The sequence below is a fragment of the Methylobacterium sp. 22177 genome (assembly GCF_052045615.1).
Lineage (GTDB): Bacteria > Pseudomonadota > Alphaproteobacteria > Rhizobiales > Beijerinckiaceae > Methylobacterium > Methylobacterium radiotolerans.
Map to the genome: position 1 here is coordinate 69,615 of NZ_JBQEPK010000018.1, position 14,103 is coordinate 83,717.

Below are 14,103 nucleotides of genomic sequence, written 5' to 3' on the forward strand. Positions count from 1 at the left end.
CTTGAGCGACATCGCGATCGGCGGCTTCCCCCTCGATCTCCTCGCGCTCCAGCTCGTGACCGGCATCGCGCTCGGGGCGATCTACGTGCTCGTCGGCATCGGCCTGTCGCTGATCTTCGGGCTGATGAACGTGGTCAACTTCGCCCACGGCGCCTTCTTCATGGTCGGCGCCTATGTCGGGGTCTTCCTCTACGGCTACACCGGCAGCTTCTGGCTCAGCCTCGTCGCGGCGCCGCTGGCGATGGGGCTCCTCGGGCTCGCCGTGGAGCGCGTGCTCGTGCGCCCCCTCTACGGGCGCGGCATCGACGACCCGCTGCTCCTCACCTTCGGCCTGTCCTACGTCATGGTCGAGAGCGTGCGCATCGCCTTCGGGCTGACCGGGCTGCCCTTCGCGGCGCCGCCCGAGCTGCGCGGCGCCGTCGATCTCGGCATCGGCTACTTCCCGCTCTACCGCCTGTTCCTGATCGGCTTCGCGCTGGCCGTGGTGGGCGCCCTGTGGCTGTTCATCGAGCGCACGCCCTTCGGCCTCGTGATCCGCGCGGGCGCCCGCGACCCGCAGATCGTGCAGGTGCTCGGCATCGAGATCGCCAAGGTCTGGCTCGCGGTCTTCGCCCTGGGCTGCGCGCTTGCCGGGCTCGCCGGCATCCTCGCCGCGCCTCTCCAGGGCGTCACGCCCGAGATGGGGATCCCGGTTCTGGCCGAAGCCTTCGTGGTGACGGTGGTCGGCGGCATGGGCTCGCTGGCCGGCGCCGTGCTCGCCGGGCTGATCGTCGGCGTGGTGGTGGCGATGACGTCGCTCGTCGCCCCCGACATGACCAAGATGGCGATCTTCGCCCTCATGGCCCTGGTGCTGCTCGTGCGCCCCCGCGGCCTCCTCGGGCGGGCCGGAGCCCTCGGATGAGCGCCCGCGCCCCTGCCCCCGCCGTCACGAAGGCCGGAGCGCGGCCGACGGCCCGGCCGGGCTCCGGCCGGACCGGCCGACGGCTCGCGTGGTGCGGCCGGCACCGCGTCGCCCTGACGCTCGCCTTCCTCGTCGTGTTCCCCTGGATCGCGCCCTATCAGGCGCTCGCCGTGAACATCCTGGTGCTCGGCCTCTACGCCCTCGGGTTCAACCTGCTGTTCGGCTATACCGGGCTCCTGTCCTTCGGCCACGCCGCCTTCCTGGGCGGCGGCGCCTACGGCTGCGGCATCGCCATCGTCCGGTACGGGCTGCACCCGGTCCTGGGCCTCGCCGCCGGCACGCTGCTCGCCACCGGGATCGCCGCCGCCATGGGCGTGCTCGCGATCCGCACCCGCGGCATCTACTTCGCGATGACGACGCTGGCGCTGTCGATGTGCGTCTACTACGCCTTCTACCAGGCGGAAGCCTTCACCGGCGGCGAGAACGGCCTGCGCGGTATCAACGTGCCGGCGCTGGCCCTCCCGGGCTTCAGCCTCAATCTCCTCGACCCGGTGGTGAAGTACTACGCCGCGCTGGCGGTGGTCGGGGTCGCGGTCTGGCTGTTCTCGCGCCTCCTGTCCTCGCCGTTCGGGGCCGCCCTCGAGGCGATCCGCGAGAACGAGGGCCGGGCGCAGGCCTGCGGCTACGACGTGCGCCGCATGAAGCTCGTGGCCTTCGTGATCTCCGGGGCCCTGTGCGGTCTCGCGGGCGGTCTTCAGGCGATCCACCTCTCGATCGTACCGATCGAGACGATGCACTATTCGACCTCCGGGCAGGCGGTGATGATGGCGCTGCTCGGCGGCATGGGGACCTTCTTCGGTCCGTTCGTGGGGGCCGCGACCTACGCGCTCCTGCAGGACGGGCTCGCCACCGTCACGAGCCACTGGCAGCTCTTCGTCGGCGCCATCTTCATCGCCTTCGTGCTGTTCCTGCCGCTCGGTATCTGGGGCGAGGTGCTGGCGCGCCTGAGGAGGGCCGGATGGTGAGCGCCGCCCCGGCCGTCGCCGCGCCCGGTGCGGCGACGGGTGCGGCGCCCAGTGCGGCGCCGCCGATCCTCGCCGCGGAGAGGCTCGGCAAACGGTTCGGGCATTTCCGTGCCCTGTCCGACGTGACCGTCGCGTTCCCGGAGGGTGGCATCACGGCGATCATCGGGCCGAACGGTGCGGGCAAGTCGACCTTCTTCAACCTGATCTCCGGCGCCGTCCCGCCGAGCGAGGGCCGCGTGCTGTTCCGCGGGCGCGACATCACCGGCGCGGCCCCGCACGCCTTCGCCCGGATGGGCATCGCCAAGTCGTTCCAGATCACCAACGTCTTCCCGCACCTCACGGTGCGCGAGAACGTGCGGGTGGCCGCCCAGGCGCGGCGCGTCCGCTTCGCGTTCTTCCGCGACCGCGCGGCCTACCCCGAGCTGACGGAGCGGGCCGAGGCGCTGCTGGGCGAGGTCGGGCTCGGCGTCCGGATGGACCGCCTCGCCCGGGAACTCGCCCACGGCGAGCAGCGGGCCCTGGAGATCGCGGTGGCGCTCGCCGCCGAGCCGCGCCTCCTCCTGCTCGACGAGCCGACCGCCGGGATGAGCCCCGAGGAGACGCGGGAGATGATGGACCTCGTGCAGCGCCTCGCCGAGACCCGGACCCTGATCCTCGTCGAGCACAAGATGAAGCTCGTCATGGGCCTGTGCCGCCGCCTCGTCGTCCTGCACCAGGGCCAACTCCTGGCCGAGGGCAGCCCCGACGACATCCGCGCGCATCCCGAGGTGCGCCGCGTCTACCTGGGCAACACGGCGGGCAAGACCGCATGAGCGCCGCCCCGCAGCGCGACGCCGCCCAGCCGCTCCTGGCGGTCGAGAACCTGCGGGCGTGGTACGGCCATTCCCACATTCTCCAGGGCCTCTCGCTGGAGGTGCGTCCCGGCGAGATCGTCACGCTGGTCGGCCGCAACGGCGCCGGTAAGACCACCACGCTGAAGGCGATCATGGGTCTCGTGGCGAAGCGCGCGGGCCGCGTCACCTTCGCGGGGGCCGAGATCCTCGACCGGCCGCCCCACGAGCGCTTCCACCGGGGCCTCGCCTACGTGCCGGAGGAGCGGCGCATCGTGCCGGGGCTGACCGTGGAGGAGAACCTGCGCCTCGGCATCCTGGCCGCCAGAGGCGCGCGCGCGACGCGCCGCGACGAGGCGCGGCGGATCGAGGTCATCGCCGAGACCTTCCCGCGGCTCAAGCAGCGCCTGAAGCAGGAGGCGGTCACGATGTCGGGCGGCGAGCAGCAGATGCTCGCCATCGCCCGGGCGCTCATGGCCGAGCCCGTGATGGTGCTCCTCGACGAGCCCTCCGAGGGGATCATGCCGATCCTCGTCGAGGAGATGTTCGCGCAGTTCGTCGCGATGAAGCGGGCCGGCACCACGATCCTGCTCGTGGAGCAGAACGTCGAGCTCGCCCTCGACGTCTCCGACCGCGTCTACATCGTCGACGGCGGCGCCGTCGTCTACCACGCCCCCGCGGCCGCTCTGCGGGACGATCCCGAGATCCAGGCGCGCTACTGCGCGGTCTGAGCGCCCGCGCCGGCCGAGCGGGCACTGCATCAGGAGGAGACCAGGATGGACATCGCTGGCGCGTATCGGATCCCGGTCGCGCGGGAGGCCGTCTGGGCGGCGCTGAACGATCCGGACGTGCTCGCCCGCTGCATCCCGGGCTGCAAGGAGCTGGTGCAGGTCTCCCCGGAGGAGATGACCGCCAGGGTCGCCCTGAAGATCGGGCCGGTCTCGGCGACCTTCACGGGCACGGTCCGCCTGGAGGACTTGCGTCCCCCCGAGGGCTACAGCCTCGTCGGCCAGGGCAACGGCGGCATGGCGGGCTTCGCCAAGGGCCGCGCCGCGGTCAGCCTCGCGGCCGAGGGCGGCGAGACGCTCCTGAGCTACACCGCCAAGGCCGAGGTCGGCGGCAAGATCGCGACGCTGGGCGGCCGGCTCATGCAGGCGACCGCGCGCAAGCTCGCCGACGAGTTCTTCGGCAAGTTCGCCGCCGAACTCGGGGCGGCCGGCGACCCGGCCGCATCGAGGGCGGCCGAGGCCTAGGCCGGCCGCCGCGCCTCAACCGCGGCGGCTGGGGCGGTCGCGCGCGGGGCCGGCTCGCCGAAGTCCGGTCATCGCTGCGTTCCGATCTGCAGCACATTGAACCCGCGCTGCCTGTACGTCTCAATGAACGCTGCGAACGGGGGCTTCGCGCCCTGTGCCTGAGCGACGCGAAGGACGGCGGCACAGCCGCGCCGCGGGCTCTCGACCGTGCGGCCGTCGAGCGAGGCCGCGGGCGCCATGCCGGCTTGCCACCGCGCCTTCAGCGCCGTGACGGCCCTGCCGGCCGTCCGGCAATCGGGATAGGCAAGGGACACGAGGAGCGCCGGGCCCGCCTTGCCCTGGTAGTCGGCCACGAGACCGCCGGCATAGGCCGGGACGCCGTCCGGATCTTGTTCGCGCCGGTCGTCGACCGCCTTCGCCTTGGCGGCCATCTCGGTCGGGGCCGACAGGACGGCGGCAGGATCGCCGGGGGGCGTGCCCATCAGCGGCGTGACGACGGCCGCTTGGACGATCGCGCCCGGGTCGCGGTCATCCGCGGTGGCCATGCCCGCCAGCGCCGTGGCGACCGCCCCGTGATCCGCCGCGCTCCGTCCGACCCCGGTGAGGTTCTCCAGATCCGCGGCCGCGGACGCCTGGGCGACGACCCGATCGATCGCCAGCACCGCGCTGGTCTCGCCCATGGGTCCGGACCAGGGATTGGTCGGCTGCCGATTCCTCAGACTCACGGCGCGCGGCTCACCGTTGGCGAGAATGCGCGGTGCGGTCGTGACCGGTCGGAAGGTCCTGTCCTGTAGCTTGCCGATCAGGTTGTCTGCCGCCGCCTTCGTCGCCAGTCCCCAGTAGCTCACGCGCGCCGGAGGCTGGCCGAAGGCTGCGAAATAGGAAATGTCGTCGAACGGGATGCCGGCGGTCTCGGTCCATGTCCGCGCGCCGCCATAGCTGAGCACGTTCAGCGGGCGAATGCTCTCGTGGAAGGCCATGCGCCGCAGGGCGGCATCGCTCAACGCGCCGCCGGCCGCCTCGGACAGCGCTCGGACGTCCAGGAAGACGATCGGCATCGGATCGGACGTCGCGAGGGCGGAATCCGGTACCGTGCGGAGAGCCGCCTCCAGATTGCCGGCCGCCCGCGCCGCCGGCACGATCATCAGGGCCGAGACCGAGACGGCGACGAGGCGCGATGAAACTGTGTGCCGGAGCGTTCGGGTCAAGATGAATCCCATGCCTTCGGGTCCCTCGGATGCGCCGCGCGTTCATCGGCCAAGTCGACGATCGCGACGGGCAAGAAGAGGTGTCTGCCGTGTTCGCCTGATCGTCCCTGTACAGGGTCTCTGCCGTGTCGATCTCTCGAGTCTAGCAGGGCGGCTCTCGGCCTCCACTAGGGAGGGTGACCTATTGACCGTGCCGCCCGGATCGCGCCCATCGGATGCCCGGCTCCCTCGCGGCGAGCGACGATCGACGAAGGCGGTTCGGGGAGAGCCGTGACGGGCGTGCCCGCCGGATGGGCTCCGGGCACGCAGCCGCAACGTCGGGCTCGTCGACCGGGCGCGGCTGCACGAGGCCGGAGATCTGTCGGAGGACCGCGGTCGGATCGTCTCGGTCAGATGCGATCCGCCACCTCCGGGTGCCGGGGATCGACCGTCGTCGGGCGCGGGCGGACACGCACGACCGGACCGTGACGTGGGCCGCAGCGCCTCGTCCCGAGTCCGTGCCGGACATCATCTCACGCGAGCGATTCTCCGGTCCGATCGCGCATCGTCAGGATCGCGGCGAGCGAGATGGCCGACAGCACGGCCACGTAGAGACCCGGCCCCGTAGGCCATGCCAGGTGGTGGACGATCCAGGTCGCGGCCATCGGGGCGGTGCCCCCGACCAGCGCCATCGAGGCGTTGAAGCTGATCGCCAGCGCCGTGCAGCGCGAGCGGTGCTGGAACATCTCGACGAACGCGGTCGGCACCACGGCGGCGTTGCCGGCGATCAGGATCGCGAACGCGACCTGGCTCAGGACGATCAGGAGCGTGTCGCCGGTGGTTAGCAGCATGAACAGCGGCCACGACAGGATCGTCAGGCCCGCCCCGGTCAGGACCAGAACGCGCTTGCGTCCGAAGCGGTCGGACAGGGCTCCGGCGATCGGGATGCACGCGGCTTGAACCACCATGGCAAGGGTGTTGATGAGAAACGCCGTGTGTTGCGGGAGACCCGACACGGTATGCAGGAAGGTCACGAGGTAGACGAACACCACGTAGAAGCCGCAGGCCAGGCCGAGATTCATCGCGAAGGCGCGCAGCATGGCGGCGCCGTCGATCTCGACGGCCATGCGCAGCGGTGAGCGCCGGTCCGCCGGCGCCTGATCTTCGCGCAACACGGTCTCGGCGTGCGCGTCGTCGATGTGCCGGCGCAGGGCGAAGATGAAGACGCCGAGCACGATCCCGAACAGGAACGGCAGGCGCCAGCCCCACAGATGCACGTCCTCGGGGGTGAGCAGCCCGGTGACGAGCGTCCCGGAAATGGAGCCGAGCAGGATCCCGCCGGCGGCCCCGATGCAGGCGAGGCTGCCGGCCAGCCCGCGGCGCGCGGGGGCCGCGGTCTCGGACAGGAAGATGGCCGAGGAGGTGTACTCGCCGCCCACCGAGAGGCCCTGGCCGAGGCGCAGCAGCACGAGCAGGACCGGCGCGAGGAGCCCGGCGGACGCGTAGGTCGGCAGGCAGCCCATCAGGAAGGTCGAGACCGCCATGAGGCCCGCCGACAGCAGGAGTGCCCTCTTCCGCCCGTAGCGGTCGCCGATGTGACCGAACACGATGCCGCCGATCGGACGCATGAAGAAGGCCGCGGCGAAGACCGCGAAGGCCGAGAGCAGCGACGTCGTGGGACTAGCGGACGGGAAGAAGTTCCGGCCGATGACGGCGCTGAAGTACCCGTAGGTGGCGAAATCGTACCATTCGAGCGCGTTGCCGATGGCGCCGGCGACCACGGAGCGACGCCGCGCCGTGCTGGGGGTTTTCGGGCCGTCGCCGATCGCCCCGGAACTGATCGGCACAGGCGGCTCACCGTACGGAGGGGTGAAATGCATGATCCGCCCGCCCTTCCGCCGAAATCAGTCTTGAAGCTAGACTGAAACGCCGATCTTGGCGAGACAATAGATAAAGAGGGATAACGCCCCGCGGACCGACAGGGAAAATGCTGGCGGCGAACAGGCGATCGGCGCCCGCGCCGCGGAAGGCCCGTTCGCCGAACCGGGCTCTGATGCGCCTATCCCGGCCAGACCGCGATCGGGACAGCCTCGGCCGTCACGATGGCCCGGGGCCGGCGGGCAGGTCCGCAGCGTCGGCCGCCGCCGCGAACGCGCGACGGGACCGCTCGATCTCGGCGTGGTGCGTCTCGGCCCAGATCCACACGCCGCAGAACGCGGCTCCCAAGCTCCGGCCGAGCGGGGTCAGCGCGTAGTCCACGCGCGGCGGGATCACCGGGTGGACCGTCCGCCGGACGAGACCGTCCCGCTCCATCTGCCGGACGGTCTGCGTCAGCATCTTCTGGCTGATCCGACCGACGGCCTTGCCGAGCTGCGTGAACCGGAGGGTGCCGTGCTCCTCCAGGGCTTCGAGGATCAGCATGGTCCACTTGTCGGCCACCTGACCGATGATGTCGTTCACCAGGGCCTCGATCGCCGGATCGGCGTCCTGCGGGACCGGGCCGCGCCGCTTCGCCTCGATCGCGGGGTCAGGATTGGACCGGCGCATCCGACACTCTCCTTTCGGTAAGTACAAATCTTTTCGGTGCCTACTTCAGGCTGGAGAGTGTGGGCCATACCCTCTGCGGCGGCAACAACGAGGGTCGCCACCATGAAGACTTCAGGCAACACGGTTCTCATCACCGGCGGCGGATCCGGGATCGGAGCGGCGCTGGCGCAGCGCTTCCACGACCTGGGCAACACTGTCATCGTCGCCGGTCGTCGGGTCGAGGCCCTGGACCGGGTCACGGCCGGCCGGCCGGGCATGCACGCGATGCCGCTCGACATCGCGGAGGCCGGCGACATCGCGGCGTTCGCCGAGCGGATCATCGCCGAGCACCCGACCCTGAACGTGGTGATCAACAACGCCGGGATCATGCGCCTCGAGGCGCTGGATCGGGCCCGCGACCTCTCCGATGCGGAGGCGACGATCACCACCAACCTGCTCGGCCCGATCCGCCTGACGGACGCGCTCGTCGCGCATCTGGTCACGCGCCCGGACGCGGCGCTGATCAACGTGTCGTCCGGGCTGGCCTTCGTGCCCCTGACGACGACGCCGACCTACTCGGCGACGAAGGCGGCGATCCACAGCTACACGGTCTCGCTGCGCGAGGTTCTGAAGGGCAAGGTCGAGGTGATCGAGCTCGTGCCCCCGGCGGTGCAGACGGATCTGACGCCCGGCCAGGCCACGCGCGCGGGCTACCTGCCGCTGGCCGACTTCATCGACGAGGTCATGGTCCTGTTCCAGCAGCAGCCCACGCCGCGCGAGATCCTGGTGCAGCGCGTCGCCTTCCAGCGCAACGCCGAGGCCGAACACCGCTTCGACGCGGCCGTCGCGACCTTGAACGAGGCCGCCCGCGCGGCCCGCGCAGCGCAGCGGTGAGGCCCGCGCCGTCGCGCGGGCGCGGTCAGTGCTCTGTCGACCCAACCTGGAGAAGATCGATGCCGTTCGCCAATTTCAAGATCCCGCAGGGCATGATGACCGGTGCGCAGAAGGCGGATCTGGTTCACCGCGCGACGGATCTGCTGGTCTCCTACTTCGGAGAGGCCGCGCGACCGCACACCATGGTCCTGGTCGATGAGGTCGTCGACGGCGGCTACGGTCGCGGGGACGCGGTGTTCGACCTCGCGGCCCTGCGACGCCTGCAGGCGCAGCAGGAGCCGGGTTCACGCTGACGGATCCGAGCCTCGGCGCGAGTGAGATCTTCGCGCGTCAAGACGGCCCGGGTCCGGTCGGCGGCGCCCCGGGTCAGGCGGAGAGCGAGGCGTCTCCGGCAGCGTAGCGGCTCGGCGGCCGCGCGAGCCCGAGATGGTCGCGCAGGGTCGCGCCCGCGTAGTCGCGCCGGAACAGGCCGCGGCGCTGGAGGATCGGAACGACCGCGTCCACGAAGGTCTCCAGCCCGTCGGGCAGGACGTCCGGCATCAGGTTGAAGCCGTCGGCGGCGCCCGCCCGGAACCACGCCTCGATGTCGTCGGCGATCGCCTCCGGCGTCCCAGCGACGATGCGGTGGCCGACGCCGCCGCCCAGCGCCCGCAGCAGCTGGCGCACGGTCAGCCCGTCCCGCCGGGCGAGCGCCATGGTGCCCAAGAACATCGTGTGGTTGGCGTCGGGCGGGAGCGGCAGCGGGTCCGGCAGCGGCCGGTCGAGGTCGAGCCGCGCGGGATCGATCCGCAGCGTCCCGGCGAGCCGCGCGAGGCTGTACTCGACCGGCACGAGGTTCCAGAGCGCGTCCTGGCGTCGCCGCGCCTCGGCCTCCGTGGAGCCGATCACCGTGGCGAGGCCGGGCAGGATGACCAGCGCGTCCGGGGCGCGGCCGTAGCGCGCCGCGCGGGCGCGCAGGTCCCGCGCATAGGCCGCCCCGTCCGCGACGGTCTGGGCCAGGGAGAACACCGCGTCGGCGGTGGCGGCGGCGAGCTCGCGCCCGTCCTCCGAGCCGCCCGCCTGGAAGGTCACCGGGCGCCCCTGCGGGCTGCGCGGCACCGTGAGCGGTCCCTCGACCGCGTAGTGGGCGCCGCGGTGGCGGATTGCGTGGACCTTCCCGGTGTCGACGAACCGCCCGCCCGCCTTGTCGCCGACGAACGCGTCGTCCTCCCAGCTGTCCCACAGGGCGTGGACCAGCTCGGTGAACTCCCGCGCCCGGGCGTAGCGCGCCCCGTGCTCGGACGCGCCCGCGAAGCCGAAATTGCGGCCCGCGGCGGCATCGGCGGTGGTCACCACGTTCCAGCCGGCGCGGCCGCGGCTGACCATGTCCAGGCTCGCGAAGCGGCGGGCGAGATTGTACGGCTCGTTGTAGGTCGTCGAGGCGGTGGCGACGAGGCCGACATGGCTGGTCGCCGCCGCGACGCTCGCCAGCACCACGGTGGGTTCGAGGGCGTTGAACGGCCGGTAGTCTATCCGGTCGTTGATCGCCGGCGTGTCGGCCAGGAAGATCGCGTCGAGCTTGCCCCGCTCCGCGACGCGGGCGACGCGCACGAAGTGGTCGATGTCGACGAAGGCGTCCGGCCGGCTGTCCGGCAGCCGCCACGCGGACGGGTAGACGCCCGAGTGCAGTAGGTTGACGTTGAGATGCAGCGTGCGTCCGCTCATCGAACTCTCCGGATCAACGGACGCGCGGCAGAACCTGCTCGGCGAAGCGGCGCATCTCCGCCTCGAACGGCTGGAACTGCAGCATGAACAGGTCGATGCCGGCCGCGTGGAACGCCCGGATCCGCTCCGCCACGGTGGCGTAGCTGCCCACCAGCCCGGCGGCCGTGCCGCCGTTGGTGCCGACGTGGCGGGCGGCGGCCGCGTCGGTCTTGGCGAACATCACGCTGGCCGTGTCGGTCCGGGCGCGGGTGTCGGCGCGCAGGTCGGCGTCGCGCTGCGCCAGGGCGAGGAGCCGCGCGTGCTCGGCCTCCGCCGCCGCGTCGGTGTCCCGCGCGATCACGAAGGCCGAGAGGCCGTAGCGCAGCGGGCCGTTGGCGGCGGGCCGGCGGGCGACGTCGGCGATCAGGGCGGCGACGTCCTCCAGCGGCTGGCCGTTGATGAACCAGACATCCGCGTGGTCGGCCGCCAGCGCCCGGGCGGGCTCCGACTCGCCGCCGAGATAGATGGTCGGCCGCTTCCGGAACGTGCCGGCGGGGCGGAGCTGGTAATCCTCCACGCGGAAATGCGCCCCCGCGAACGTGACCCGCTCGCCGCGCATCAGCCGGTCCACGAGGCCGATCCACTCGCGGCCGTAGGCGTAGCGGTCGTCGTGCGCGGGGAACGGCAGGCCGGCCCGCTCGAACTCGGCCCGGTTCCAGGCATTCACGAGGTTCAGCGCGAAGCGGCCGCCGCTGATGTGCTCGATCTGGAGTGCCATCTTGGCGAGCACGACCGGGTGGTAGAGCCCGGGCTTGATCGCCGCGATGATCTCGATGCGCCGGGTGAGCGCCGCGAGGGCCGCCGCCCCCGTCCAGGCCTCGAGCTGGTCGCGGTCCCCGTCGTAGGGGTTCATCGTGTGCTGGGCGACCAGCACGGAATCGTAGCCCAGGGCCTCCGCCTCCAGGGCCAGGGCGCGGTTGCGCTCCCAGCTGGCGTCGTCCGGCTCGTCGGGGTCGTGGTGGGAGGCCCGGGAGCCGTGAACGGCCGCCCAGATGCCGAAGCGGGGTGCGTCGGTCGGTCCGGCCACGGCCTCAGCCCCGACCCACGGGCGCCTGCCAGATCGGCACGTCGGTGGCGTCGATCCGGCGCGGGATGAGCTTGGCCTCGTAGAACACGTCGGCGATGGCCTGCTGCTCGCCGAGCTGGGCGCGGTCCACCGGCTCGACCGCGTAGGTGCGGCGGCTGTTGGCGGCGGCCACCACCGCGGGCGGCAGGTCGCCCCAGATCGGCGCGAGGAGCGCCACCGCCTCCTGCGGGTTCGCCCGCATCCAGGCGCCGGCCTCGACCAGCGCCCGGTAAACCGTGGCGACGACCTCCGGCTGCGCGGCGACGAAGCTGTCGTTGACGAGGTAGTAGCGGTGATAGCTCGTCAGACCGGTGGCGTCGGCGACGACCCGCACCGGGCGCTTGGCCTGCGCGAAGGCGAGGAACGGGTCCCAGATCGACCACGCGTCGAGGCTGCCCTGCTCGAAGGCGGCCGCGCCCTCCGGTGCCTGGAGGTAGGCCGGCTTGATGTCGGAAAAACTCAGGCCGGCGCGCTTCAGGGCGGCGGCGAGCACGTAGTGGCTGCCCGAGCCCCGGGAGACGCCGACCGTGCGGCCCTTGAGATCCGCGACCGTGCGGATCGGCGAGCCCGCCGGGACGATGATCGCCTCGGCGGCCGGCGCGCCGCGCTCGCGGGCGTAGAAGGTCAGCGGCGCCCTGGCCGACTGCGTGAAGATCGGCACCGCGTCGGCGACGTCGGCGTGGATGTCCACGGCGCCGGCCGACATGGGCTCGATCACGCTGGTGAACAGGTGCCAGCTCGGGGTGAAGCCCAGCGGCGCGAGGCGCTCGGCGAGCGTCCCCTTCACCTTCAGCACGGTGAACAGCACCGAGGAGCGCTGCATGCTGATCTTCACCTCGCGGGGACCGGCCAGCACCGCGGGCGTGCCGAGCGCCAGGGTGGCGGCGGCGCCGAGGCCAGTGCGCAGTACCGATCGGCGGGACGGGGCGATCCGGCTCAACGTGTCGTCGGTCATCGAGATCTCGCGGATCGGACGGTGTGGTCGAAGGCAAGGCCGGATAGGCGCGGCGGTCCGGATAGTCCGCGACGGTCCGCGCCACATCTGGCTGCGTACTATTGAAGACCGGCGCCGATGACCGGATCAATGGAATAGGATTTCTATTTACTCGCGGAGTGGAAAAGCGCGTCCTCCCGATGGCGGTGCGCGCAGCAAGGCCGTCTTCCGAAGGCAGCGGAGGGCCCGTCTCATGTTGCGGGCGGCCTCGGCCGGCCCGATGGCTGGGCCGGATCCGGCGCCGCAGAGGATCTCCGTGACGCGCCCCCCGGGCGAAGAAAAGTATTTCCTCGGAGGATCGACTTGTAAATCAAACCTATTTCTGAAGAGGGTCTGCCGAGATGTTGGTTCCAAATGCCTGGTCGGCATCCGGATTCGGCTTGAGTGCGGAGATCATCTCACCGATTCCATGGCCGTGCGCCCGGGGGCGCGGGTCGGAATCGGGAACAGGAAGCCATGTCGCAGGCGGAAGCGGGGTGGGGTGCGGGTCCGAGCGCGCGCTACGAGGCGCTGGCGGATCGGTTTCGCCCGGTCTTCGCCGAGATCCGCGCCACCGCGGTCGAGCGGGACCGCACGCGTCGCCTGCCCCATGCCGAGATCGGCTGGCTGCGGGAGGCGAACTTCACCACCCTGCGTCTCGCCCTCGAGGAGGGCGGACACGGCGCCAGCCTTCCGGAGCTGTTCGCGCTGCTGATCGAGCTGTCCCAGGCGGATTCCAACGTCACCAACGCCCTGCGCGCCCATTTCGGCTTCACCGAGGACGCGCTGTGCTCCGCGTCGGCCGCGTGGCGCACCGCCTGGATCGCCCGGATCGGCGCCGGCGAGACGATCGGCAGCGGCGTTTCGGAGACGGGGCCCGCCAAGGTCGGCGCCTTCGACACGGTGGTCCGGCGCCGCGACGGGACCGCCGTCATCGACGGCCGGAAATTCTACACCACGGGCTCGCTGTTCGCGGATTACATCCACCTCTCGGCCGAGGACGAGGCGGGCGGCGCCGTGACCGCCGCGGTGCCGGTGCGCGCGCCGGGCGTGACCATCGTGGACGACTGGGACGGGTTCGGGCAGGCGCTCACCGCCAGCGGCACCGCGACCTTCGCGGACGTCGCGCTCGACCCGGCGCTGATCAAGCCGGATCCGGCGCGCTTCCCCTACGCCATGGCGTTCTTCCAGCTGGTGCATCTCGCCACGCTCGCCGGGATCGGCCGGGCCGCGGCCGAGGACGTGGCGCGGCTCGTGGCCGAGCGTTCCCGGGTCTACAGCCACGGCAATGCCGGGCGCGCGGCGGACGACCCGCAGATCCAGGCGGTGGTGGGGCGCGTCCGGGGGAACGCCTACGCGGCCGGCGCCGTGGTGCTGAAGGCCGCCGAATCCCTCCAGCGGGCCTACGACGCGCATCGGGCCGGCGACGGCGCGGCGGCGGACCGGGCGGCGACGCTCGCCGATGTCGAGGTCAACCAGGCGGTGAGCGTGGTGACCGATCTCGTGCTCCAGGCCACGACGAGTCTGTTCGACGCGCTGGGCGCCTCGGCGGTGAAGGCGGGCCTCGGACTCGACCGCTACTGGCGCAACGCCCGCACCATCGCGTCCCACAACCCGCGGATCTACCGGGACCGGATCGTCGGGGCCTTCGCGGTCACGGGCGCGCCGCCGCCGCGGCAGTACCGCGTCGGATCGGCGTGAGGCG

At 71.8% G+C, this 14,103-nt stretch carries 14 protein-coding genes; 8 read left to right on the plus strand and 6 right to left on the minus strand.

What is annotated here, in order from left to right:
- Position 1 precedes the first annotated feature (1 nt).
- Genes ACTJK8_RS17315 through ACTJK8_RS17335 form a run of 5 tightly spaced genes read left to right on the plus strand, consistent with a single transcriptional unit; the run spans position 2 to position 4,009 of the window.
- Positions 2-901 carry a branched-chain amino acid ABC transporter permease gene (locus ACTJK8_RS17315; RefSeq protein ID WP_012329594.1) on the plus strand — a complete coding sequence of 300 codons (900 nt, stop codon included), beginning with the start codon at positions 2-4 and terminating at the stop codon, positions 899-901.
- Positions 898-1,926 carry a branched-chain amino acid ABC transporter permease gene (locus ACTJK8_RS17320; RefSeq protein WP_012329595.1) on the plus strand — a complete coding sequence of 343 codons (1,029 nt, stop codon included), beginning with the start codon at positions 898-900 and terminating at the stop codon, positions 1,924-1,926. Before ACTJK8_RS17315 ends, ACTJK8_RS17320 begins: the two co-directional genes overlap by 4 nt.
- Entirely contained in the window at positions 1,920-2,738 is an 819-nt protein-coding gene (locus ACTJK8_RS17325) for an ABC transporter ATP-binding protein (protein ID WP_440762282.1), read from the plus strand. The genes ACTJK8_RS17320 and ACTJK8_RS17325 overlap by 7 nt, the downstream gene beginning before the upstream one ends.
- Entirely contained in the window at positions 2,735-3,487 is a 753-nt protein-coding gene (locus tag ACTJK8_RS17330) for an ABC transporter ATP-binding protein (RefSeq protein WP_012329597.1), read from the plus strand. Before ACTJK8_RS17325 ends, ACTJK8_RS17330 begins: the two co-directional genes overlap by 4 nt.
- A gap of 45 nt (positions 3,488-3,532) precedes the next feature.
- Positions 3,533-4,009, plus strand: a complete 477-nt coding sequence (locus ACTJK8_RS17335; protein ID WP_024827351.1) for an SRPBCC family protein — start codon at positions 3,533-3,535, stop codon at positions 4,007-4,009.
- A 68-nt stretch (positions 4,010-4,077) separates the two neighbouring features.
- Here the strand turns inward: ACTJK8_RS17335 and ACTJK8_RS17340 are convergent, their stop codons facing one another.
- The 3 genes from ACTJK8_RS17340 to ACTJK8_RS17350 all read right to left on the minus strand — a co-directional run bounded on the left by ACTJK8_RS17340 (position 4,078) and on the right by ACTJK8_RS17350 (position 7,743).
- Complete coding sequence (locus ACTJK8_RS17340) at positions 4,078-4,989, minus strand: hypothetical protein (protein WP_440762283.1); 912 nt, start codon at positions 4,987-4,989, stop codon at positions 4,078-4,080.
- 740 nt (positions 4,990-5,729) lie between these two features.
- On the minus strand, positions 5,730-7,043 hold the full coding sequence (locus tag ACTJK8_RS17345) for an MFS transporter (protein ID WP_440762284.1): 1,314 nt from the start codon (positions 7,041-7,043) through the stop codon (positions 5,730-5,732).
- Between the two features lie 250 nt (positions 7,044-7,293).
- Positions 7,294-7,743, minus strand: a complete 450-nt coding sequence (locus tag ACTJK8_RS17350) for a winged helix-turn-helix transcriptional regulator (protein WP_012329601.1) — start codon at positions 7,741-7,743, stop codon at positions 7,294-7,296.
- Between the two features lie 102 nt (positions 7,744-7,845).
- Here ACTJK8_RS17350 and ACTJK8_RS17355 point away from each other — a divergent pair, with 102 nt between their 5' ends.
- Together ACTJK8_RS17355 and ACTJK8_RS17360 are read left to right on the plus strand one after the other, a co-directional pair.
- Positions 7,846-8,616 (plus strand): SDR family oxidoreductase, encoded by a 771-nt coding sequence (locus ACTJK8_RS17355; protein WP_012329602.1) that lies wholly within the window; start codon positions 7,846-7,848, stop codon positions 8,614-8,616.
- Positions 8,617-8,675: 59 nt separating this feature from the next.
- The gene (locus ACTJK8_RS17360) at positions 8,676-8,909 is read left to right on the plus strand and encodes a tautomerase family protein (protein WP_053620985.1); all 234 of its coding nucleotides are present in this window, start codon (positions 8,676-8,678) and stop codon (positions 8,907-8,909) included.
- A gap of 73 nt (positions 8,910-8,982) precedes the next feature.
- Here ACTJK8_RS17360 and ACTJK8_RS17365 read toward each other — a convergent pair whose 3' ends face one another.
- The 3 genes from ACTJK8_RS17365 to ACTJK8_RS17375 are packed head-to-tail and all read right to left on the minus strand — an operon-like array spanning position 8,983 to position 12,380.
- Entirely contained in the window at positions 8,983-10,320 is a 1,338-nt protein-coding gene (locus ACTJK8_RS17365) for an LLM class flavin-dependent oxidoreductase (protein ID WP_440762285.1), read from the minus strand.
- Between the two features lie 13 nt (positions 10,321-10,333).
- Entirely contained in the window at positions 10,334-11,386 is a 1,053-nt protein-coding gene (locus ACTJK8_RS17370; protein ID WP_058608085.1) for an LLM class flavin-dependent oxidoreductase, read from the minus strand.
- A gap of 4 nt (positions 11,387-11,390) precedes the next feature.
- Positions 11,391-12,380: an aliphatic sulfonate ABC transporter substrate-binding protein gene (locus ACTJK8_RS17375; RefSeq protein WP_440762286.1), complete on the minus strand. Its 990-nt coding sequence runs from the start codon at positions 12,378-12,380 to the stop codon at positions 11,391-11,393.
- A 495-nt stretch (positions 12,381-12,875) separates the two neighbouring features.
- Between ACTJK8_RS17375 and ACTJK8_RS17380 the strand changes: the two genes are divergently transcribed.
- On the plus strand, positions 12,876-14,099 hold the full coding sequence (locus ACTJK8_RS17380; RefSeq protein ID WP_440762287.1) for a monooxygenase: 1,224 nt from the start codon (positions 12,876-12,878) through the stop codon (positions 14,097-14,099).
- Positions 14,100-14,103: the final 4 nt, after the last annotated feature.

Excerpts from the sequence above, each read along its gene's own strand:
- ACTJK8_RS17320 (WP_012329595.1), top strand. The coding sequence starts at position 898 with ATGAGCGCCCGCGCCCCTGCCCCCGCCGTCACGAAGGCCGGAGCGCGG.
- ACTJK8_RS17325 (WP_440762282.1), top strand. The coding sequence starts at position 1,920 with ATGGTGAGCGCCGCCCCGGCCGTCGCCGCGCCCGGTGCGGCGACGGGT.
- ACTJK8_RS17330 (WP_012329597.1), top strand. The coding sequence starts at position 2,735 with ATGAGCGCCGCCCCGCAGCGCGACGCCGCCCAGCCGCTCCTGGCGGTC.
- ACTJK8_RS17335 (WP_024827351.1), top strand. The coding sequence starts at position 3,533 with ATGGACATCGCTGGCGCGTATCGGATCCCGGTCGCGCGGGAGGCCGTC.
- ACTJK8_RS17340 (WP_440762283.1), bottom strand. The coding sequence starts at position 4,989 with ATGGCCTTCCACGAGAGCATTCGCCCGCTGAACGTGCTCAGCTATGGC.
- ACTJK8_RS17350 (WP_012329601.1), bottom strand. The coding sequence starts at position 7,743 with ATGCGCCGGTCCAATCCTGACCCCGCGATCGAGGCGAAGCGGCGCGGC.
- ACTJK8_RS17355 (WP_012329602.1), top strand. The coding sequence starts at position 7,846 with ATGAAGACTTCAGGCAACACGGTTCTCATCACCGGCGGCGGATCCGGG.
- ACTJK8_RS17360 (WP_053620985.1), top strand. The coding sequence starts at position 8,676 with ATGCCGTTCGCCAATTTCAAGATCCCGCAGGGCATGATGACCGGTGCG.
- ACTJK8_RS17365 (WP_440762285.1), bottom strand. The coding sequence starts at position 10,320 with ATGAGCGGACGCACGCTGCATCTCAACGTCAACCTACTGCACTCGGGC.
- ACTJK8_RS17375 (WP_440762286.1), bottom strand. The coding sequence starts at position 12,380 with ATGACCGACGACACGTTGAGCCGGATCGCCCCGTCCCGCCGATCGGTA.
- ACTJK8_RS17380 (WP_440762287.1), top strand. The coding sequence starts at position 12,876 with ATGTCGCAGGCGGAAGCGGGGTGGGGTGCGGGTCCGAGCGCGCGCTAC.